We start from the raw sequence: 21,715 nt of genomic DNA, 5'->3' as shown, positions 1-21,715 counted from the left end.
TGATAACTGCTTAGCGCTCTTACCAACTATATTACAAAACACAGCCACTCTCTATGTGAGTAATGGAAAATGGCTGAGCTGCCCGTCATCAACCCCCTCTTCAAAAAAATTGCTAGATTTTTGCCATTAATTGCGTAATATTTTCATGTTTTACTTGTAAATGATTCTCATTATCAATATCATTACGGTCACGAAAATATTGTCATGCTTGTTTTTATTGGTAGTTCATTATAAGAGGAAAGCTTTATGTCCTATGCGACGGTTCTCATCACTCATGTGGTCAACGATGCAGTTATTGAAGGTTTCATCCCTGCCTTACTAAACTTAAGACACGACCCTGACAGCCCATTGATTGTCATAACCGATCATAAAGAGGTGCACATGGATACGCTAATAGCGACGCCTTTAGGGGCGCAAATTAGTATCCTTGAATGCGATGTATTTAATCCTCTAGCAATCATTGACACATTAAATACTTATCATATCCTGCCCAATCTGGTCTTTAGTAATAGTGACCATCTACAAGCCTCAACTGCTATCGTCGCTGACTTCTTCCATTTGCCTAGTAAAGACTGGCGTCACTGCTTGGTTTTTAAAGACAAGTACTTGATGAGAAAACAGCTACATTCTGCTCATTTATATCAAGCTGACTATCAGCTGCTAAGCGCTAAAGATTTATACCTTGATAATCTTGCCATCAGTTTTCCTATAGTCGCCAAACCCAAGCAAGGCGTCGCTAGCATGGACGTTCAGCTTTGTATGGATAAAAATGAGCTGCTCAGTTATTGCCAAGATTTTTGGCAATCAAAGACCCTGCCTATTTTGGTTGAGTCCTATGTGGCTGGGCGCTTGATTACGTTAGAGACACTCGGAGATAGTGAGCGCTTGGTGGCGGTAGGCGGCTTTGAGGTGACATTGACCGAGCCGCCGCATTTTGTAGAGCTTGATGCGGTTTGGAATACGCCATTATGTTTACATTACCGTGAGCGCTGTTTATCGATTCTGCAAGATATCGGTGTTGAACTTGGCGTCTGTCACAGTGAGTTTATTATTACCCCAACGGGTGATGTCCATTTGGTTGAAATCAATTATCGTAGCATCGGCGATGGCAGAGAGTTTTTATTACATGATATGGCGCACTACCCTTGGTTTGATACCATTGTTAGATTGCATCAAGGGGTTAGCATTGCTGAGTTGGAGGCAGATTTCGGGCAGCTCGCCATCAGTACGCATGCACGCATTCATTACATTGTTGCACCTCAATCAGGCACGATTTGCGCGGCACCCAGCCCATTTAATAAGCAAACGCAGCAAACGGTCATCATCCATCAACCCTTAAAAAAGCAACATCAAACCATTCAAATTACCCACTCTAATAAAGACTATTTGAGCCGACTACTGGCTTATTCTAATTGCGAGAACACTATGAATGACGCGATGAACGATGCCATAGTAGACCTGCAGTGGCAGTTTCAGTCGTAAGACGTTGTTACTCACCTTTTTTTACACATTTTAATTGTTCTATTTTGAGAGTTTAAATGGATAAGCAATATATTACCGAGCGCTTTATTAACACCTGCATCCGTGAAGATGTTTATGGGCTGCTATCAAATAATACGGTCATCGAAACAGAATTTGATGTTCCTCATCTGCCAGAAGTGTTGAAACAGCAAAAGTTATGGTTAAAAATAACCTCACCTCAACAAACCGACTGGTTGCCGATTATAGCCAGTGACTATATGCAATATTGGCAACTTGCCAGCCCACTGTGGATTCAACAAAACTTAGACGGTTACATCATCAATAATGACTATCAGGATTTTGTTGCCATCCTCAAACAGTTGTCAGATGCCTCTGAGACCGCGCTTGACAGCTATCTGATTGAGCTTGATTGTGCCACTGAACACCGAGCGTTAGCACGCCAAGGGTTTGAGTCTCAACGTCGCCATCTTGAGCGCAATATTAATGATTACCCGAGCTGGTCTGAGCGTTTGCTATACGCTGATCAAGTCGCCTCGTATTTAGACCATCCTTATTATCCGACTGCCCGCGCCAAGCTTGGTTTGGATGCGTCTGATGTCGCATCCTACAGTCCAGAGTTTGCGCCGACATTTAAACTATATTGGGTCGCTGTCTCTAAAGAGATGGCTACCTTATGCTCTGAGCTGCCTAGTATTTGGCCAAGCTTCGAAGACGTGGGTCTCGATAGCAATCTTCAACAGACTCACCATCTGTTTCCCATACATCCGTTAACCCTGCCGCTGCTGCAACAATCTGCTGTCAAGGATGATACACGGCAACTTATATTGGCACCTAAGTCTGCGGTAAACGTACAACCGACCTTATCTGTGCGTACGGTGGTGTGCTGTGATGCCCCAAACATTCATATTAAAGTGGCGCTCATCGTCCGCACATTGGGCAATAAAAACGTGCGCTTAATTAAGCCCTCAACCATTTATGACGGTTACTGGTTTCAACGAACCTTACAGTTGATTGAAAAAAATGATGCCTCGCTGCAAGGGTGTTACGCGCATTGCGATGAAAGCCTAGGCGGTCATATGGGCGATGATAGAACCTTCGCCTTTATCGTGAGGCGCTATGATGATATCAATTTAACGGATAAAACCCCTGTACCTGTGGCAGCATTTGGCAGCGTCATGCCTGATGGTCGCCCCTTTATCAGTCACTTAATTGCAAAGTTTTATGACGGTGATAGTCAGGTTTGGTTAAAAGAGTACATTCATCTGTTATGCCATGTTCATTTAAATTTATGGATCAAATATGGTATTGCGCTAGAAGCCAATCAGCAAAATGCCGTCATTGTATTTGACCAACATAGCAGCACGATGACCTTGCTCATGAAAGACAATGATTCTGCACGCCTTTATCCCCCACGATTTAACGCTGGCATGGCACAAATTGATTTAGGCGATGTCATTAATAGCAGTGCTATTAATGACATCAAGGATATTAAAGACCAACGTATCGTCGTTGAGGATGAGTTGGCTTTGGCGCAGATGTTTTTGACCATTACGCTCCAGCTAGACATCGTTGCCATTATTGAGATGATGAGCGCCCATAACATCATCGACCGTCATCATGCCTATCAAACCCTCATAAGCGGTATTGATACGACCTTACACAGCCTCTCTAAACAGGGTTACGACACCCATCTTGCCAAGCAAGTCTTATTAGAGAATCAGCATTGGTATATCAAATACTTGTTGTGTGCTGGCAGTCTGTTATCAAAAGAGCAGTCTGGCGCGACAGATATTAATAAGTTCTATGGCAAATCAGCACCCAATACCTTAAAAATTATGCAGCAACACAATCAGGATTTCTAATGAGCTATCGAATTATGGTGGCAATCGTCCTATGTTGTCACTACATGTCCGCGTTTTCTGCTTTAGGTATGCCTTTGTTTTTGCCAATCATGCTCCAAGAGCTGGATGCGCCATTGCAATCAGGCTGGGTTGGTTTGCTCTTTATACTACCAACCCTAATGACTGCTATCGCTGCCAGATATTGGGGACGTTTCGCCGATACTTATGGTCGCAAGACATCCCTGTTGCGGGCAGAGCTGGGGTTGGCAGTAGGGTTCTTAATATGCGGTTTTTCTCAGTCTTTATGGCAGCTTATCATAGGGCTGAGTATTCAGGGGCTGTTTGGCGGGACTATGGCTGCCTCAAACGCATATTTAGCTACCAGTATTACCGACAAAAACGCCTTAAAACGGGTGTTAAATTTCACTCAGTTTTCAGCACGGCTTGCCCTTATTACCGCCCCGATTGGGCTGGGATTTTTGGTACACCATTATGAAGTATTAAGTTTATATCGCGTGCTTGCCATACTACCGTTATTAGCATTACTACTCAGTTTTTTGTTAAAAAAAGACGTTATCGCACCAGGCAATGTCGGCACAATAGAAAATACTATCGAGTTACCAAAAGCATCTGCAAACACTAAAAGCAGTAACAAAGCTAAAAGCGATAAAAAGGAGACGGAGCACTCAGCACAAAGTCTAACGGGCGCAGCTTTTTTCGCCAATCCTTATCTGTTTATATCAGTGCTGCAGTTTTTCTTAGCCTTTTGTATGGTAGTGACTTTCCCATATTTTTTGCCATTTGCCAAAACTTTTGGGCTTAGCACCTCTCAAATAGGACAGTTATATGCCATGCCTCATATCATGTATCTGATCTGTCAGCTGCTATATGGACGCATCAGCCAGCGCATGCCAGCAGCATCACTCAATATTGGTTTTGCGGTATTGGCAGGTGCAGTTTTGCTGCATTTGACGGATTACCTTCCCTTAATTTGGTTGGCTAGGATGTTATTTGGCGTGGGCATGTTTATGTGTTACCAAAGCCTGCATGCACAAATGGCGAATACCAACCAGTCTAAACATAGCGGCAAAATATTTTCCAGATACGATGCGCTATCAAAATGGGGCGGCGTGCTAGCAGGATTGTCGGTCACTCTATTTGTACCTATATTTGGTCTGCTCTCTCCGTTTACCCTCTCAGCAGTGATGGCAATTATTGCAATGATAACCATCAAAATGCATCAACACTATTCAACGAGTGCTAAAAATCACACCTACTTTAAAAACATCTAAAAAAGACATCACCTATGAAACCAAATAACCCAGTACCAAGCTTGCTATCACAATACCATCAGTATAAATCTGAACAGCATGCACTCATGAACGTCATCAACTGTTATCTTCGTGAGTTTGCCATTCCCAATCAAGATATGGGCATCGATGAGTCTTATGACGATTTGCCACTGTGTTTACGGGATAACCGCGCCTGCCCGAGCGAGCGACTACTGACGATTCGATTTCCTTTGGCTAATGATGTCTCTTCTTCTGCAAAAATCGTATTGCCAGTGGCATATTTCAGTCACCTAGGGAAGTGTCAGCCCAGCGGAGCACCTTGGCTAAAAGCAGATAATCAACCGTGGGTATGCCTAAACATTTACCAATTGGTAGATTATCTTCATGATTATATTGCTACTCGTTATCAGATAGACATCAATCAAGAGTTAAAAAATCAGATTAGTAATAGCATCAGCGTGACAACTGCCTTTTTACAGTCTTCTACTAGCCACGCTACTAGCTACCATCACGGTATGCAGCGTGACATACCTACCGTTAATGGCTATATAGATAGCGAGCAGGCATTACTTTGGGGTCATGCGTATCATCCGTCTCCTAAAAGCCGACAAGGGGTCAACATGACCTCCTTATTAGCGCACTCGCCCGAAACCCAAAGTCAGTTTGCCTTATTTTGGTTTAAAGTTGATTCCTCCCTCGTCAGCTATATTGGCAAAGATACCAAAACCGTATTGAGCAACATCGCTCGGACGTTACTTGCTGACGCTGGCGACTTATTAGAGTCCGTTAATTCAGACACTGGTAGTTTAAATACTGATAGCGAAACCGATTGGGTTTACTACCCTTGCCATCCGTGGGAAGCCGACGGCATCTTGGCAAATCTGACCATCAAGCGCGCAATCGCATCAGGATATATGATACCGCTTGGTCTGACTGGTAAGGCAGTATCCCCAACTTCATCGGTGCGCACCTTATATCACGATCAGCTGTCGCATTTTATAAAATGTTCCATTCATGTTCGTCTGACCAATTGCATTCGCAAAAACGCCTGGTATGAGCTACACAGCGCCGTGTACCTAAATGCTATTTTAGAAAAAATTGATCATAGTAAACGCTTGACCGCGCCAGCTTTTAAGCTGATGTTAGAGCCGGGTGCCGCAACCCTTGATATGACCGCCAAGTTCTCAAATGATGACGCTAACTCGACTCAGTGTATTACCGAAACCTTTGGCATGTTATTTCGAGAGTCTTTTACTACTGATGAAATTAAATATCTTACGCCGCAAGTTGCTGCTGCCTTATTTACGGAGGATAGGTTCGGAGACAGCGTCATCGAGCGCCAGCTACAAAAACATTGCGTCCACACTGGTCAAAGTAATCATGATAAATCAGCTTATGACACTCTAGCCTGTTTATGGTTCAGCCGTTATGCCAATACTTTAATTGACGGCACGTTTGATTATTTCTTTAACCATGGCGTTGTGTTCGAGCCGCATTTACAAAATACGGTGATTGGCTTTCATCAAGGGCTGCCTGCATGCGTTTGGATTCGAGATCTTGAAGGCACCAAATTGGTTGATACGATGTGGTTACTTGATAACGCAACAGGTTTATCTGAGCGTTGCAAACAGTCCATCCGCTACTCTAAAACGGCAGGATGGTCGCGCATTGCCTATTGCGTTTTTGTGAACAATCTTAGTGAAGCGATCTTCTATTTATGCCGAGGCGCGCAATCAGCAGAGGTTTTAGAGGCGCTACTTTGGCAGCGTGTCAAAGACATATTAATGAATTGGCAGCTGGTATATGGCATTCAGCCTGAAATTCAGGATTTGTTAGCTGGTGGCAGCTTACCAAGCAAGACCAATTATAAAACTCGATTACTCACGCTTGCTGATAAACATTCCGCCTACGTGATGCTCCCTTGCCCGTGGCAGTCCTCTATGCTCAACGCCAATAAAGACAATATAAAAACTCATAAATCATCTGAATCAAAGGTTGCCTAAAATGATGACAGACGCGACAACAACACACTTAATCGAGACATCAGATAAGCATTCGCTTCCTCAAAAAATAATTGACTGTATCCATAATTATGGTGCGCAGCCGTCACCGCTCTGTGCTTATATTTATGACTTGGAAGCTCTAGAAGAGCGTATAACAGCTATGAAGCGCTGCCTGCCTGATAACACGCAGCTGTTTTATGCCATCAAAGCCAACGCTGAGCCTGAAATACTATCAACATTGGCAGAGCATGTGGATGGTTTTGAGGCCGCTTCTGCAGGCGAGCTAAATTGGCTGCAAGCCCACCAACCGAATCATCCTATTATTTTTGGTGGACCGGGGAAGCTTACCTCAGATTTACAGCAAGCCATGCAACAGCAAATCGATACCATTCATGTGGAAAGCCTGATCGAGCTGACTAGAATCCAAACCCTCAGTCAATCCTTGCAGCTTCCCGTCCGTATATTTTTGCGGATGAATATTGATATTGGTAATATCAGTAGCAGTAAGCTGGTCATGGGCGGCAAGCCTACACCCTTTGGATTGGATGAAACCCATCTCAAGCAAGCATTAGATATCATAGATTCAAGCCCACTCATTGAGTTCTGTGGGTTTCATTTTCATTTAATGTCGCATCAATTATCAGTCGAGCGCCATCTGCTGTTAATGCAGCGCTATATAGATATGGTCAAGAATTGGCAGAACGATTATCCGTCGTTGCCCTCATCACTGACCATTAATGTTGGTGGCGGCATCGGTATTCACTATGACCAGCATCCGCATCATTTTGAGTGGCAAGTGTTTTGTCAGCAGCTTGCGAGTATCTTAACGGCAAATCTTCAGTTTACTTTAAGATTTGAGATTGGACGTTTTATCACCGCGCCCTGTGGTTATTATGTCATGGAGGTACTGGATATCAAAAAAAATCTTGGCGAGATATTTGTGATTGGTCATGGCGGCACCCACCATTTTAGAACGCCCGCCGCGCAACAGCACAATCATCCTTTTCGCATCATGCCGCGCGGCATTAGCAAAGCAATGGAGACCGAACCGCAAGAAAGTCTGATAGAGGAAGCCGCCATCATCAACACCAAGGCAACCCTTGTCGGTCAGCTTTGTACTCCCAAAGACATACTGGCAAAAGACCAATGGATTAAAGCGTTGCATATCGGCGATTACCTAGTTTTTACCTTAGCAGGCGCTTATGCTTGGAATATCTCTCACCAAAACTTCTTGATGCATCAGCCACCCAAAATGGTTTTTTTGTAAAAATAACAAGTACCTATCTTTAATAGTGCTATATTTTTTAAGCAACGACGCTATTGTATTTATAGAATCAGTGTCTAAAAATTCGTGCCCATTTAGTATGACCAGGCCTAACTATATCGGAGACTAATCTATTTGAGTCGGTCAGTTATTAATTACTGTCCATTGATCAAGTTGTTTATGGATACTCGCCTAGTCTGCTGAAAACAGTGAAATATGTGTTCAAAAATTAGTGCTTTTCTTACCGTGCAGAAAGTACTGCTTATCTAATCAACATATATTAGACAGTAATTGAGTTATCAAAATGGATTCGTTTCTCTAGTTAAGACTTGAATATGTGATTGTGTGCTATTGTTATCAGTAGCCTAAATTATTTATAGCATCTCAATGTACACAGCGGTGTAATTTTGAACATGAAATGGTGGTATGCTCATTCTCTGTTAGGCACTGAAAACTATTAAGTATAAGACTGAGTTTAAACCACAATATTCACGCCAATTGCTATCAACACCAAACCGCCTAGAGATTCTGCCCAACTGCCCAGCCAGGTTCCTGATTGGCGTCCTATATAAACCCCAAAAAAACTTAAAATAGCTGTCGTAAGTGCAATGATTAAACATGCCAAATAAGCATTAACTGACAATAGATTTAATGTAAAACCTGCGCCCATCGCATCAAGACTGGTGGCTATAGCCAACGACAGCAACGTTTTATGACTTAAATTGATCCGAGTATCATCATCGTTAACTGAACGCGACTCATAGAGCATCTTGATTCCAAGAACTACCAATATGACAAAAGCAATCCAAGCCGCTCCCTCAGAAAACCAACCGAGCAAGGTAGAGCCAAGCGCATAGCCAATCAGCGGCATCACCCCCTGAGCAACCCCGAAATATAATCCAATGATTAATGCCATTTTTATAAATTGTGGCTTGGAATCAGCTCTATGAGTGGAACCAAGACCGATTGCAGCGGCAAACGCATCCGCAGCGAGTCCTAACGCCAATAACAGTATTTCTAGCACAATAAAACAGTACCTTTTGAGAGATTCTTATTCTTAATTTTTATACTGAAAGATGGCCGCTACCATCATGATTATGATCACAATATGAAAGCTGCTTATTTACATGTTTTAGCAGATGCCCTTACTTCTGTACTCACTATCGCGGCTTTGCTTACCGGTAAATACATGGGCATAGTCTGGATAGATCCTGTCATGGTAATTGTCGGAGTAATAGTGATTTTTCACTGGTATTATGGATTAATCAAAGAATCGAGCAGCGTGCTTTCAGACAAATCTGTTGATGTTTGAACTTTCGAAAAGATATCGCAGATACTCAATGAGAAAAATACGATTATCAACGACATCCATGTATGGGAAATAGCGTCAACTTACTAAGCTGCCATCCTTTTAATTTCCTCACCATCCCCTTTGAGTACGGAAGAATACAAAAAATTATTATCAGAATTCCTACCACAGCTTGCTCATATATCTGTTGAAGTTAATAAAGTCTGAATTGCATGGTTTTGTGTCTAGGAGAGTGCCTTGATAAATCAGCAGTATAGTAAGTTTTCTGATATTAGCGCCGTATGTGCATTAGCTTTTGGGAAGGATTCTATTAACAGCGCTCTTTTTAAAAACTAATACTCACGCAATGGCGGCCCCTCCCTAATCCCCCAAGTTTGTTTGTATAGATTTGACAGCAGGGGTCAGTTTCAAGTGTGCAGTCAATTTTAGGGGCAATAGCTTTAATGGCTGACAATGTGAAAGGACAGTTATTTGATGCATCAATAAGTATGCGAACGGTTCACTCTTTAATCATAGGAGTACAGTTTTCTCTTTTCATTCTCGTATTCTCTCAGAAAGTTAAGTCTCCGACAATTTTGAGGCGGTCCAGCTCAATTCTTATCTATTGCGTATATTGGTTACTATTCAACTTCATCAATAAAACTCATCTGTTTGAACATCGACCGTTGCCCAAGACATTCCCTCAAAATCTGGGTTATCTCTATATTTGTTACTATCAGTAGGCATAGGAATTGGTTCGCCATTTTCTATCATGCCACTTATATGGAGCACAATAGCTTCTTTAGCATTTTTCAGAATATTTTCATACTCATCACTAGCTGAATAGCAGCCCGCTATATCTGGGATAATGATGCCATACGCAGTATTGTCATCACCTTGTTCAATTGCTATGGGATATTTCATCCTCCACTCCTTATAATCTTAAGTTTATGTATTGGAAAATAAACAAGTCGGATAGCCAACCCAGCCCGTTTTAAAATAATTTGAACGGTACCTTTTAGGAGAAATTTCTTTGGATAAGGAAGAGTAATTTTTCCTATTTTATTAGCATGTTTGAAAATGGTGATAACTACCAATAACACTTACTTCGTACCAACCATCTTTCTACATAACTTTAATTAAATCACGACTTTTTATAAAAGTCTCTAGCTTACGACAATAATTTTCTAATACTTAAAATAGAATTATGAATAATTGACTTGTATTTGACGGAGATCTTTAATTATTGATATATAAATTTCGCTTTTTCCTAAGTCATCCTTTAGTACTTTCTTGTATGACATCTTAATATTGGCTTATTACCATTAGAGATCTCGACCTATGCTGTCAATCCAGTAAACATTCTACTTGAGAGATTTTAGTCACGCAGCCTGACGATAAAATTCAAACCACATCTGAGAACTCAAAGTCATTATATAGTCAATATATGGTTAGAAGCCTTAAAGGAGAGTACGGAATCAAATGCCTTGTCCATAAGCACTTTAAAGTCACCACCAACTCAAAATAAGCTGATCTATTCAAACCTGCTAGATCAGAAGTTTGATACCGATCGGCTTAACAAGTTCTGGGTCAGCGGCATCACCTATATTTGGATATATGAGAGCTTGTTATACTTAGCAACTGCCAAACTCAATATCAAATTAACATCAATAGTTAGGTTGACTACAACATATCAAAAAAACTAGTCACAAATATGGTAGTCAATACAAAAATTAAAGCACTCACTCCCAAAGCTCGTACAACAAATTTCTTACTTTCCATAACTGACCCCTTAATACTTTTTTATATTTAATCTATACGTGAATCATCTTTTTCTGTAAAAGTGATGTTCGAAATATTTATGTAAAGTACACTCCAATGTACACTTACAACACCTATCAGTAGGTAAACATCGAAACATTAATACCTTAGGTTATTGATTTAAGTTTCCTCCGCAATAGGGTGCTGTACTTCAAAAAAGCAGGTTCTTATTAGTTGATACTAAATTGCTAGGATTGCTGAAAACCTAATTTCTAAAAATAAGGCAAATAAAACGCCCGCTTGCTTTCATCTAATAGGTCAGACTCGATCCGTGCAGTAAATTGCTTTTAATCCTCACCTTGCTTAGCATGACTAGAATCAATTTACTTAAGAGACACTACAATAAAAAAATATAAACATCAATCGAGCTGTTAAAGTATAATTTAAAATTAAGTAATCAGGACTAATAAATAAAGGTTTAGATATGAATACTCGATTAGTAGGCAGTGACTTAACGCGAGCGATGTTGTCTCGTGATGACAAAAACATGTGGTGCGCAGTAAGTAATGATGGCGATGAACATGCTATGGCTGCTATTAATAACGCTGACTATCACCACATCCTTCGTATTGTGTCTTTCGACAACGATCATTTTGTTTGTAAGAATGGTAATTTATGGCAATACGCGATACCTGTCAAAAAGATCGAGCTAACACAAGTCGAAGTTGGACTTTAAACAGACTAAACTAGAGTCAAGTGAAATTAAATATATGTTCACTACTTTTCTACCGCTTAAACTAAAAAAAAGACAGTTCATACCAATAACAATATATAAAAATGATAGGAGCTTATAGTATATATGGCTAGATATGTCTGCCGTACCATGTTTGATGGTAGTGTTATTAAAGGCAGCGTTTCAGAGATGGTCAACGAATTATAACGATGAGGAGACTCTACTACAGAGTCTTCTCATCGTTTAATCACCATCATAGCCAACAACTAGGAGTAATTAGAGTGAACAATAAATTAACCGGTAGTGACTTAACCCGTGCGATGTTAAATCGTGGTGATAAAGAGATATGGTGTGCGGTAGCTGACACCAGCGATAAAGAGGCCATGTCAGATCAAGTTAACAATGACTTTACGGCTCGTATTGTGTCCTTTGATAATGGCAGTTTTTTGTGTACCAGTGGTACAGAGTGGTTGTTCGCTGTACCAATTAAGATAGTTGAGCTGACACAGGTCGAAGTAGGACTCTAAAAAGATTGAATAATCATATTAACCTATGCTATTAAACCTGTAGACTTTAACTTGGGATATTTTAATCAAGTAGCCTAGCGATAAAAGTCTAAACCCTTCTGAACTCTAGTTTAGTCGTAATCTAACTCAATATTTAACAATGTACCGTCCACTATTTTGTATGCTTACATTTATTCTTTATATCCGGTTAGGCGAATATAAAGAATAAATGTAAGCATACAAAATATACGGTGCTTGGCTTCTAGCTTTTGCAACCTGTTAAACAATATGTACTAAACATTTTCATTTTTTATTGTTAATTTTAAGATTGCTGAAAACCCAATTTATGAAGATAGGACAAGTAAAATGCCTACTTGCTTTCATCTAATAGGTCAGACTCGATCCGTACAGAAAATTTCTTGTAATCCTCACCTTGCTTAGATTTACCATTCTTCTACTATGGCTTTACTCTAACGAGCGCTTTTGCCTTGATAGTACATTGTCTAAAAACTAATTTGAGATCGAGCAATAAACCTCATATAAGACTGTAGCCCAGCTTCATTATATTCGTACAAACGAATTCTTGTTATCAGGGATAAGCGCGTATAAAGTTATACTTAGTAAACAGGCTAAATGCCCTCTCAACTTCTTTTACCAATGTTTGCCGCCGCACAGACTAAGTCCCACTTTTAAAGACCTATTGCTAGTGGGAATCCGAATCGATCGGAAGCTATCTAATACTGCTTTTAGCGTTAATAAATTGAAGGGGAATCATCATGAACATCAAAGAGCAAAAATTCTCTGTAGAAACACTAGCTATCCTCCGTGAAAAATTGCGTGGCGTAGCAATATTACCTGATGAGCCGCTCTACGATGAATCACGTACAGTCTGGAACGCGATGATCGATCGGCGACCAGCTTTGATTGTCCGTCCACGCGGTGCTGCCGATGTGATGTTAGCCGTAGGGTTTGCGCGCGAGAACACGCTTGAGATTGCGATAAAAAGTGGTGGGCACAACGTTGCTGGCAACGCAGTCTGCGAAGGTGGGCTGATGATCGACTTTGCCGACATGACCTCAGTCCAAGTCGATACACAAAAGCATATAGTAAGAGTTGAGCCTGGTGCACTGCTCAATGATTTAGATCGCGAAACACAGGCACACGGTCTAGCGACACCAGTCGGATTCATATCGTCAACCGGCATTGCTGGACTTACTCTGGGCGGTGGATTCGGTTATTTATCGCGTAAACATGGCCTGACCGTTGACAACTTACGCGCGGTTGATTTAGTCAGTGTTAAAGGTGAATTTGTGCAAGCCAATGCCAATCATAACAGCGAGCTGTTTTGGGGCATTCGTGGGGGTGGCGGCAACTTCGGTATCATTACTGCATTTGAGTTTGAGTTACATGCGGTCGGCCCGCAAGTGCTCTCGGGGCCAGTGATTCACGATTTCAAAGATGCTCCTACAGTGCTACATGCGGTCGCAAAAGCAATGCATGATGCGTCCGATGAAGTGTCATGTCTGGTCGTAATGCGACATGCGCCGCCTGCACCGTTTATTCCTGAAGCGTTCCACGGAAAGATGATCTTGCTACTTGCACTGATCCACATGGGTGATCCGTCTGAAAGTGAGGCGGCGCTAGCTCCGCTGCGCCAGATTGGCGAGCCAATTGTAGACGCGGTGGGGATGAAACCTTATGCTGCATTTCAGTCTGCGTTCGACGCCACGGGTAATGCGGGTGCACGCAATTATTGGAAGGCACACTACTTACCTGAGCTGTCTGACGACAGCATTGATGTATTATGCAAGCAAGCCACGACTATGACCTCCAAGGAGTCAGTTATTGGCATGCTCTCGCTCGGAGGCGCTGTGGCGCGCCAATCAGCTGATTCAACCCCTTATCCACACCGCGATGCAAATTGGGTACTAAACATTCAGTCGCGATGGCGCGAAGCTGAGGAAGACGAGCACCACATCAGTTGGACACGCGAGGCTTTTGATGCAGTCACGTCGTTTTCGACTGGTGGTGTTTATGTCAACTTCCTAAGCGGTGATGAGGGTGTAGACCGAGTGCGCGCGGCCTACGGTGACTCAACGTTTGAGCGGCTCACTGCCCTTAAGAATGAGTGGGATCCAGATAATGTGCTACACATGAATCAGAATATTAAGCCTAGCTAAAGGCTAAAGGCTAAAGGCTAAAGGCTAAAGGCTAAAGGCTAAAGGCTAAAGGCTAAAGGCTAAAGGCTAAAGGCTAAAGGCTAAAGGCTAAAGGCTAAAGGCTAAAGGCTAAAGGCTAAAGGCTAAAGGGAGATTAACGAAGGCTTCACCTATCCTATAAGATATTTGAGCCAAGCAATCAGATGTAGTTACATTAATGTTTTTCAGGATTGACCTCATGGTAAGTCACATGTCAATGCCAATCCTGAAGAACTAATGATGGGAGCATCTGGGTTTGCTTTATAAGCGGTTATACGATTTTTTGATAGGCGACATGTAATATGTAATCGACTTCTGATATTTGGCAAAGTCGCCCTTTGAAAGTGACAGCAGACTACTTGATTAATGCTTTCCAAATTGACGTCTGGGTGCTTGACAGCATTTACTAATAGATTCTTAGTATCATTATGGGTATACCCTAAAGGAACCAGTCTGCTGCATCTGTAAATACATTTATAGACTACTCAGAATAGACCGGTGTCATGGAATCACTTGTATTAGACTGTTGAGCTAATGATGTATATTAAAGCTTATTTGAGCAAGTCTACTAAAGATTAATCAATGGACTCTGCCATTATGTTGCCTAATCAGAAAATCCTAAGTTAATATCTACGGATTTGACAGCAAAGGTCAATACTTGTGGATTCCTATTTTTTTAACTATTGGTTTTGATGATTAATATTTACGCTTAGAAAACATCTTGACTATATTCCTTTCCCATTTCAATCTAAACTATCAAAGAGACGTGTAACACGGGTTGAGAGTGAAAATATAGAATAATTGGAAGATAAAACAGCTACTATATTTCACTAAGCTTAGATGATTGGAATTTTTTTCATTCATCCAAAATAACTGTCACGCAATTGATAAATGCTCATCACAAATCATCATCATATGCACAAAATACCTCAATAACGGCGAAAACTTCCATTTACCTTGATTCACTCTTGCATCACGATGAGCGATACCGACATGCACAGTTGTGACAGATTTTTTATAGTAAAGGCACAACCCCTTAATTACCTGCTCATCACACCGTTTAGAAATGATTTCTTGCGCCCCAGAAACCAGCCAACTTTTAGCCGGTAACAATGTTTGAGCGATCTGTATAAAGCGCACTAAATCTGCATTCTCACTTTTTAAGAAAGATACTGAAGCTGTCGTTATTGTTAGCTTTTGACTGCAAATACCAATAAACCATTGCCAGTCATCTGGAGTATTTATGCGTAGATCTCGCGCCTTGCTTTGAAGAACAGACAACATTCTAAAGTCACTTTGATGCTGAATATTGAGAGGACTTAATAGTGGTTCTCCAGACTCCCCTAGTTTCACAAATCGTGGTTGATCTCTTTTGGTCACAAGCTTAGTAACTTTATAAGCTCGTCTAGCCAATATTTTTGCATCATTTATACTTAGATCAGCCAAACGCGCCGCGTCATTTATTAGCATTGATACATCCGAGACATTTAAAAATGTTTCTATTCGATTAATGCCATAACGCATGAAAAGCTCAGTGCTGGTAGCTGGTGACATATCATGTAGACTCTGAATGCAGGCTTGTTCAATAACGAAACTTGGTGATTTGCGACTTCCTTTTATGGTTTTTTTAAACAAGAGTTTTCGGATGCTTGTTAGGCTTACTTGCTCACTATTGATAGTAGCTTTATTTTCTTTTAACTGCTTCTTTGTGATGCCTGTAATATTATTAAACGTGTTAAAAGGCATATATATATTTGCAAAGCTCAGCTCATACGTTGCCATTAGCGTCGCAATATGATTGTAATATTCAAAGCTGCGTTGTGGAGACAGGTGTCCCATAATACCCGACAGTCCATACCAGCGGTCTGATTCTTCGATATGCTCACCTATCAATCCACGCTTGATACGTGACACATCATCAGAGTCGTAGTCCGTTAATGCTGTTATTAAGTCATCTCTACCATTTAGCACTAGAGACAGATTGCTAACGGCGGTATGTCTAAACGCATGAAAAGTGAAATTAGGCGACTCTTGCTCTACGGATATATCTTTTAGTACCTGTTTAAGCAGTTGTAGCGGGACATGGTCATCAACGGGCTGATGAGAGTTTGATAGCGTAAATATAAATTTGTTAGGATTATTACCGATATTGCTCTGTACATAGTTGATAAGAAAACTTAACTCCTGTGGTTTGAGAAGTGCAAAAACAGCAATCCGCCTAATACTACCTTGTGTTTTAGTAGAGCGATATTTATTAGGACGAACAATAACGGAAGGCTGACCTTGAGATAGTACCTCTATATCTATATAGCGCAGACCAAGTAATTCCTTTTTACGCATACCTGTGCGATATACCAGCATAAAGAGTAAAACGAACATCTCCATCTCTAGGACATCCACAGACTTAAACAGCTGTCTAATTATGGCGTTATAAGCTTGCGGAGAGACAAGCTCAGATCGTACACGGCGGTTGCTTCCAGCCTGCTGAATAACTACTGAAACCAAGCCAAACTCTGACTCTGCAAGCTTATGCATCCGCTGAAATAAATTTGCCCCATAGCTGATATCTTTATTGCCGCGTTCAAACATTTTATATTCTAAAATATCATCATAAAGCTCTTCAAAATCTTCCTCTGTCCAGTCGTTAAGTGGCTGACCTACTGTAAAATATAACCACTCATAACCAACATTTGAGAAATATTTTATTATGGAATCATGTGATGGAGCTTTTTTTTGATTCAGTAAGTCGTATATCCACATCAACAAGATGTTTTCACTTAGATCATCATACTGTTTGCATAGCCTTATGATACGAGCATTTAAGGTCAGTCTCACTTTCCAATTTTGAAATCCTAATGATTTATAAGTAATATTATCGAGGATATATGGCGTGACTTGCTTATACTCTAAACGATTAATAGGTGCTTTTAACTTATACTTTTTACTAAGTTCAAATGCACGTTTAACCTTATCAATTAGATCTGACTTCCTCACTTTGGCCCGACTATGCTTACTGATAGCTGGTTTTTTTGAATCATCAGTAGAGTCAATTGATAACTTTAGAACTGCTGCTAAGTCATATTGGACGGACTGATTTTTATATCTTCTATCTAGATACTGTTCAAAACCGGTAGTAACCAATCCTGTATGATTTTGCCGTCCTTGCAAGATGGTTACTGATGCTTGGTCTATGTCAATATCGTCTAACATCTCCCAATGATAGCTGGCGTAATGCAGTAGTCTAGTAAAGGTAGGCATCTCAATGGCCAAAGGTTCAATGACAGGAGACAAAACATTAAAAACATATTCTTTGATACGATTTTGAGATAACTGTTTTATAATATTTTGAGTATCAATCTCACTATTATTTTGAGCCTTATAACGCATTAACCAGCACTGACTGACCAAATCTAAGATGACTTGTTTGGTATTGTAGATAGTATCGCTATCTTCTATACGTTCGTTACCATAACCTCTTTGTTCATATCGAATAGATAAATAAACCCGTTCCTTGATAAATGGACGCGCTTGATTAGTAATCAACTCATGTAACCAAGCTTCTAGCAAATGCCTATCGTTAATGCCACCATAAATAATACCCGAGAATAACAACCATCCTATAATCTCTTGACTGCTATATTCAGTAGTATTACTCCAATGTGCTTTAATCGCCTTAATAATCCTAATTAAAACCTTACCTTCAGTGACCCAGTTGGTATTAATAACCAAGGGATTTAGCTTTGCTTTTTTGGGTGGTGTTAATACGGAATAATAGTGTTCAGCAAGCATAAAATGCTTATTCTGATAATTAATAAACTCCGCTACAATTCTCCACGCATGCTTCACCTCTTTTTCTGTCTTACATTGCTTACGCACTCTTTCAAGCGCAAAACCTCTAAACTCCTCAAAGCCTTTTTTAGATAAAGGCTGAATCTTAAGTTTGAGCTGTTGCAACTTATTAAAATCGTTAACCCACAGATACCATTTACAATCGAGGTAGCTGATTAGCTGATCTTGTAGTATGAATTGTTTATTCTTAGGATCTAAGGCTTGTTGGTATTGCTGAATAGTGAATCGTTGCCAGTTCATATTACCAGGCGTCTGCTGCCGTATTTGGTTCCACTTGGTTTGCAAATCGGCTAATAGCTGATATCTAGTTTGTTCTAACTTTTGCTCTTCAGTTGGCTCATTGGGCTTGTCTAAAAGCACATACTTTTTGCGTCTGCGATTAAATTTAGCAAAATCTTTAGTTATTTTGAGCATGCTTATTGTATGCAGCATCTCATCTAACATCGTTTTAGAACTTAAACTGACCATTTAGGTAACCAAGCCTCATCATTTAACTCCAATTGCCCAGCAATATCCTCAAGCGCTTTACCCACTGCTTTTAGTTGCGCTTTACTAAGTGATGAGAACTTACCTAAAACTTCTTGTCGGTTTTTTTCATGGCCAATAATGCCGTTTATCAGAGTAATACTCACTCCTAATCTCTCCAGTTGCGTCCGTACAAAATGACGTGTCCAATAAGGATTCAATTCAATAAAACCTTTAGTCATTGCATAAACAACACCGCGTTTGATAGGTACTAATTTATCAAAACTATATGAAAGCACTCTTAATAGTGAGACCTCATCACCAGCTCGAATCTGATCAATATCTCGACTAAGGTTACGCTTGATTAAATTATTTTTTTGATAGCTGACAAGGTAATTTTCATAGTTTCTAAGGTGTTTTATGAGGGTTGAACATAAGGGTATTAGTCGATGATTCCTAGCACTTTTACTGGGTTTATCATCAATCAGCAGCCAACCCATATCCAGATCTATATCTGCTATTTTACCGATTCCATTATTAGGTCTTATGCCGGTAAGCAGACAGAATACAAACCACGTATAGATGCTAGTTCTATCAAAGTGCTCATCCATTGTCAGACTACTTTGAACCCATTGTCGTAGTTGCTCTATAAACTCACTGACATAGCTCAGCTTAAGAGCAAAGCTTGAGCCCACTGTATATTTATGCCAAGGAGTGATGTAAGACAAATCAAAATCGCTTTCACCGTTTAAAACAGACAATGCGGACTTATAGTGGGCTATTATTGCTTCACTGCTGTGACTACTGTAATACATTGCTGCTGCATGGGGTGCAGGCGTCCGGCATATAAGATTGGCAATATGAGAGCTACAATTAGGTGTATAGCGAGATAAAATGACGTGCAATGCGGATTCAACTCTTGCGAGCGATAAATATGGTAGCTCTAAGTCTTTACGCAGTGACTTTAAAGAAGCGGTAAAAGCCTCTTTTGAGGGTATATGGTGATTAGTAAGCGCCGTAACTAACCAAAACGGTATAGGGATTTTTACTTCATCTGACTTATTTTCATATTTTTCTTCATCAAACAGATCAGAGCGCTTGGTTATTCCTAAACGATGCTGAATATAAGCCCGTCTGCTACCAATGTTAAAAGTTTTAGAATGCCTTATATAGCCTTCAGTGCTTAACGACTCAACTGGTATCGCCGTTATTAAAGACAGTAGCAAGATTCCAGCACATAGAGCATCCGTATCAGCAGGCGCAGTCTGTAGTTTTTTGGCAGCAGAGCTTAGTGACTTAAATAGAACCTGATAACCGGCTAAAGATAACAGTCGGGTATTGGAATTGAGCGCCAATTCACGTTGAGAGATATAGTTTTGCTGTAGTGATAAGTCAATGGTTTGCAGCGGTGCGGAGTGTCTAATCAACTCGTTTGGCAGCTGTTCATAGTTTATGTAAGGCGTATCGTAAGAATCTAATGTCTCTTCAAAGCCTGGCGTTAAACCCTCGTTTATTTCAGTTTCTGGCTCTAAGAATGCAGTATTAAAATTTGGACTATAGTGTTCAATATCGTCTTTTGGCGTGTCCCAGCGATAAGGGGCTGGCTCATTAGGAGGGGTATAACTTGGCGACTCATCTGAAAGTTTGATTGGCTTACCAATAGGCTTTTTCTTGTCACTATTTTCATCCTTTTTAGATTTACTTTTTCTTCTAGCATTTGGATAGTATGCCTGCTCGTAAGCGGTCAAGATCTTTTGAATTTGGCCATTTTTTGTCTTTAGTAGATTCTCACCCTTGCCCTTATCTTTATCCTCATCCGCCTTAATGAAATCCAAAACAGTACTATTAGCAATATCAGGCAGCTCTTGCTCAATTCGCTCTGAAATACCAGCTAATGTTAATAAAATATTTTTAACACAAAAGGGTATGCTGTTTTGAAGACTGCTTTGAAAGTCAGGTAGTTCATTCCAAATCCAACGTCTACTTTCAGTGGTAAAAAAAACAGCCAACTTTAACTGCATTAGAATATTATCGGACGTCGTATTTTTATTATGATGTTTTAATAAAACCGCGGTATGCATGGCGATAGCAAGCCATAACACTTTTTGTCTCCCACCTTTTTCACTATTCATATACACACTTTGCATAAGCAGAAAAATTTGTACTGCAAGCGGTTCTTTAGCTAAACCTGATTTAGAGATATCTATGTCATATCGTGAAATAGAGTTATTTCTCAAAACTAGTAGAATTTTCTCTATTGGGTTTTTGTGTTCCTTATAACCTACATGAATAATGTTTACGATATCAACAATAGCTTCAGCTATGTTGTGTCGATCTACGAAGACTTGTTTTCGGTTTATTTGTTGAACCGTTTTTATTAACTCTCCAATTGAGATGCTTATCAACTGACTTGTATCAGGTATTTCATAGCTTTTAACCATGACTAGTTTGTCTCAATTCGATTATAGTAAGTTCTTTCTGGCAAATTTATCAGGCTACAGAATGTAGCTATGCCAAAGTTATTTTTCCCGAATAGTTCCTGACATATCTCTAATGATAATGAAATCCTAAGCTCATTGTATACATGCTCTAAATTCACCAACTTATGGTATCTAGAGATACTATAAATTAATTCATAAAAAGCCAAATCAAATCTAAAAAACTCAGCACTTATCTCACTGTATAACATCTTATGCTTAAGTATTTCATCAGTGGCATCCGTCATTTTAAGTATATTATAGAGCTCAAAATTATGTCCTAAAATTAATGCCCTCTCATCTTTTATAAAAAGTGAAGGCTTAGATAACGCAATATTTCTTTCGTTTATGAGATGACAGTCTTCGAGATGAGGGTATATCAGCTTGGAGTGAATTTCAAATAGTGGTATGACTTCAGGCGCTACATATATCTCTTTTTTTTTAAGTTTTTCTGGTGTGATGCTTTTCATTAATAATTTCTCGATTTTATAAATCCAATTCATTTACGAGCTTTTAAATTTGTATTTCCACTACTCAAAAAGTCGATTCTAATCGT

Annotated in this window: 14 protein-coding genes; 9 read left to right on the top strand and 5 right to left on the bottom strand. The window is 40.2% G+C overall.

What is annotated here, in order from left to right; all coding sequences use genetic code 11:
- Positions 1-246: 246 nt before the first annotated feature.
- From ACTQ9S_RS04330 to ACTQ9S_RS04310, 5 genes are read left to right on the top strand one after another with little or no spacing between them, the layout of a single operon-like run.
- Positions 247-1,482, top strand: coding sequence for an ATP-grasp domain-containing protein (locus ACTQ9S_RS04330; protein ID WP_440453958.1), 1,236 nt, complete (start codon positions 247-249; stop codon positions 1,480-1,482).
- A 56-nt stretch (positions 1,483-1,538) separates the two neighbouring features.
- Complete coding sequence (locus tag ACTQ9S_RS04325) at positions 1,539-3,344, top strand: IucA/IucC family protein (protein ID WP_440453956.1); 1,806 nt, start codon at positions 1,539-1,541, stop codon at positions 3,342-3,344.
- On the top strand, positions 3,344-4,615 hold the full coding sequence (locus tag ACTQ9S_RS04320) for an MFS transporter (protein WP_440453954.1): 1,272 nt from the start codon (positions 3,344-3,346) through the stop codon (positions 4,613-4,615). The genes ACTQ9S_RS04325 and ACTQ9S_RS04320 overlap by 1 nt, the downstream gene beginning before the upstream one ends.
- Positions 4,616-4,629: 14 nt before the next feature.
- A complete protein-coding gene (locus ACTQ9S_RS04315; RefSeq protein ID WP_440453952.1) occupies positions 4,630-6,618 on the top strand; it encodes an IucA/IucC family protein in 1,989 nt (662 codons plus the stop codon).
- 1 nt (position 6,619) lies between these two features.
- Positions 6,620-7,885, top strand: a complete 1,266-nt coding sequence (locus tag ACTQ9S_RS04310; protein ID WP_440453950.1) for a type III PLP-dependent enzyme — start codon at positions 6,620-6,622, stop codon at positions 7,883-7,885.
- A 472-nt stretch (positions 7,886-8,357) separates the two neighbouring features.
- Here the strand turns inward: ACTQ9S_RS04310 and ACTQ9S_RS04305 are convergent, their stop codons facing one another.
- A complete protein-coding gene (locus tag ACTQ9S_RS04305; protein ID WP_440453948.1) occupies positions 8,358-8,906 on the bottom strand; it encodes a manganese efflux pump MntP in 549 nt (182 codons plus the stop codon).
- Positions 8,907-8,942: 36 nt separating this feature from the next.
- Between ACTQ9S_RS04305 and ACTQ9S_RS04300 the strand changes: the two genes are divergently transcribed.
- Positions 8,943-9,194, top strand: coding sequence for a cation transporter (locus ACTQ9S_RS04300; RefSeq protein WP_440454045.1), 252 nt, complete (start codon positions 8,943-8,945; stop codon positions 9,192-9,194).
- A gap of 630 nt (positions 9,195-9,824) precedes the next feature.
- Here ACTQ9S_RS04300 and ACTQ9S_RS04295 read toward each other — a convergent pair.
- The gene (locus ACTQ9S_RS04295; protein ID WP_440453947.1) at positions 9,825-10,094 is read right to left on the bottom strand and encodes a type II toxin-antitoxin system HicB family antitoxin; all 270 of its coding nucleotides are present in this window, start codon (positions 10,092-10,094) and stop codon (positions 9,825-9,827) included.
- Positions 10,095-11,415: 1,321 nt separating this feature from the next.
- Here ACTQ9S_RS04295 and ACTQ9S_RS04290 point away from each other — a divergent pair.
- The 3 genes from ACTQ9S_RS04290 to ACTQ9S_RS04280 all read left to right on the top strand — a co-directional run bounded on the left by ACTQ9S_RS04290 (position 11,416) and on the right by ACTQ9S_RS04280 (position 14,350).
- Positions 11,416-11,667, top strand: a complete 252-nt coding sequence (locus ACTQ9S_RS04290; protein WP_440453945.1) for a hypothetical protein — start codon at positions 11,416-11,418, stop codon at positions 11,665-11,667.
- Positions 11,668-11,945: 278 nt separating this feature from the next.
- The gene (locus ACTQ9S_RS04285) at positions 11,946-12,191 is read left to right on the top strand and encodes a hypothetical protein (protein WP_440453943.1); all 246 of its coding nucleotides are present in this window, start codon (positions 11,946-11,948) and stop codon (positions 12,189-12,191) included.
- Positions 12,192-12,946: 755 nt separating this feature from the next.
- Positions 12,947-14,350 (top strand): FAD-binding oxidoreductase, encoded by a 1,404-nt coding sequence (locus ACTQ9S_RS04280; RefSeq protein ID WP_440453941.1) that lies wholly within the window; start codon positions 12,947-12,949, stop codon positions 14,348-14,350.
- 894 nt (positions 14,351-15,244) lie between these two features.
- On the opposite strand, the gene ACTQ9S_RS04275 is transcribed toward ACTQ9S_RS04280, so the two are convergent.
- Genes ACTQ9S_RS04275 through ACTQ9S_RS04265 form a run of 3 tightly spaced genes read right to left on the bottom strand, consistent with a single transcriptional unit; the run spans position 15,245 to position 21,662 of the window.
- Positions 15,245-18,685 (bottom strand): tyrosine-type recombinase/integrase, encoded by a 3,441-nt coding sequence (locus tag ACTQ9S_RS04275; RefSeq protein ID WP_440453939.1) that lies wholly within the window; start codon positions 18,683-18,685, stop codon positions 15,245-15,247.
- Positions 18,673-21,123: a hypothetical protein gene (locus ACTQ9S_RS04270; protein ID WP_440453937.1), complete on the bottom strand. Its 2,451-nt coding sequence runs from the start codon at positions 21,121-21,123 to the stop codon at positions 18,673-18,675. Before ACTQ9S_RS04270 ends, ACTQ9S_RS04275 begins: the two co-directional genes overlap by 13 nt.
- 2 nt (positions 21,124-21,125) lie before the next feature.
- Positions 21,126-21,662, bottom strand: coding sequence for a hypothetical protein (locus tag ACTQ9S_RS04265; protein WP_440453935.1), 537 nt, complete (start codon positions 21,660-21,662; stop codon positions 21,126-21,128).
- Positions 21,663-21,715 lie beyond the last annotated feature (53 nt).

The sequence above is a fragment of the Psychrobacter sp. ASPA161_9 genome (assembly GCF_051970275.1).
GTDB lineage: Bacteria > Pseudomonadota > Gammaproteobacteria > Pseudomonadales > Moraxellaceae > Psychrobacter.
The sequence above is the reverse complement of the archived record's forward strand: the minus strand, read 5'-3'. Positions and strand labels throughout refer to the sequence as shown.

What these genes read in the sequence shown, in the direction of transcription:
- ACTQ9S_RS04330 (WP_440453958.1), top strand. Translation starts at nt 247, where the DNA reads ATGTCCTATGCGACGGTTCTCATCACTCATGTGGTCAACGATGCAGTT.
- ACTQ9S_RS04325 (WP_440453956.1), top strand. Translation starts at nt 1,539, where the DNA reads ATGGATAAGCAATATATTACCGAGCGCTTTATTAACACCTGCATCCGT.
- ACTQ9S_RS04320 (WP_440453954.1), top strand. Translation starts at nt 3,344, where the DNA reads ATGAGCTATCGAATTATGGTGGCAATCGTCCTATGTTGTCACTACATG.
- ACTQ9S_RS04315 (WP_440453952.1), top strand. Translation starts at nt 4,630, where the DNA reads ATGAAACCAAATAACCCAGTACCAAGCTTGCTATCACAATACCATCAG.
- ACTQ9S_RS04310 (WP_440453950.1), top strand. Translation starts at nt 6,620, where the DNA reads ATGATGACAGACGCGACAACAACACACTTAATCGAGACATCAGATAAG.
- ACTQ9S_RS04295 (WP_440453947.1), bottom strand. Translation starts at nt 10,094, where the DNA reads ATGAAATATCCCATAGCAATTGAACAAGGTGATGACAATACTGCGTAT.
- ACTQ9S_RS04290 (WP_440453945.1), top strand. Translation starts at nt 11,416, where the DNA reads ATGAATACTCGATTAGTAGGCAGTGACTTAACGCGAGCGATGTTGTCT.
- ACTQ9S_RS04280 (WP_440453941.1), top strand. Translation starts at nt 12,947, where the DNA reads ATGAACATCAAAGAGCAAAAATTCTCTGTAGAAACACTAGCTATCCTC.
- ACTQ9S_RS04275 (WP_440453939.1), bottom strand. Translation starts at nt 18,685, where the DNA reads ATGGTCAGTTTAAGTTCTAAAACGATGTTAGATGAGATGCTGCATACA.
- ACTQ9S_RS04270 (WP_440453937.1), bottom strand. Translation starts at nt 21,123, where the DNA reads ATGGTTAAAAGCTATGAAATACCTGATACAAGTCAGTTGATAAGCATC.
- ACTQ9S_RS04265 (WP_440453935.1), bottom strand. Translation starts at nt 21,662, where the DNA reads ATGAATTGGATTTATAAAATCGAGAAATTATTAATGAAAAGCATCACA.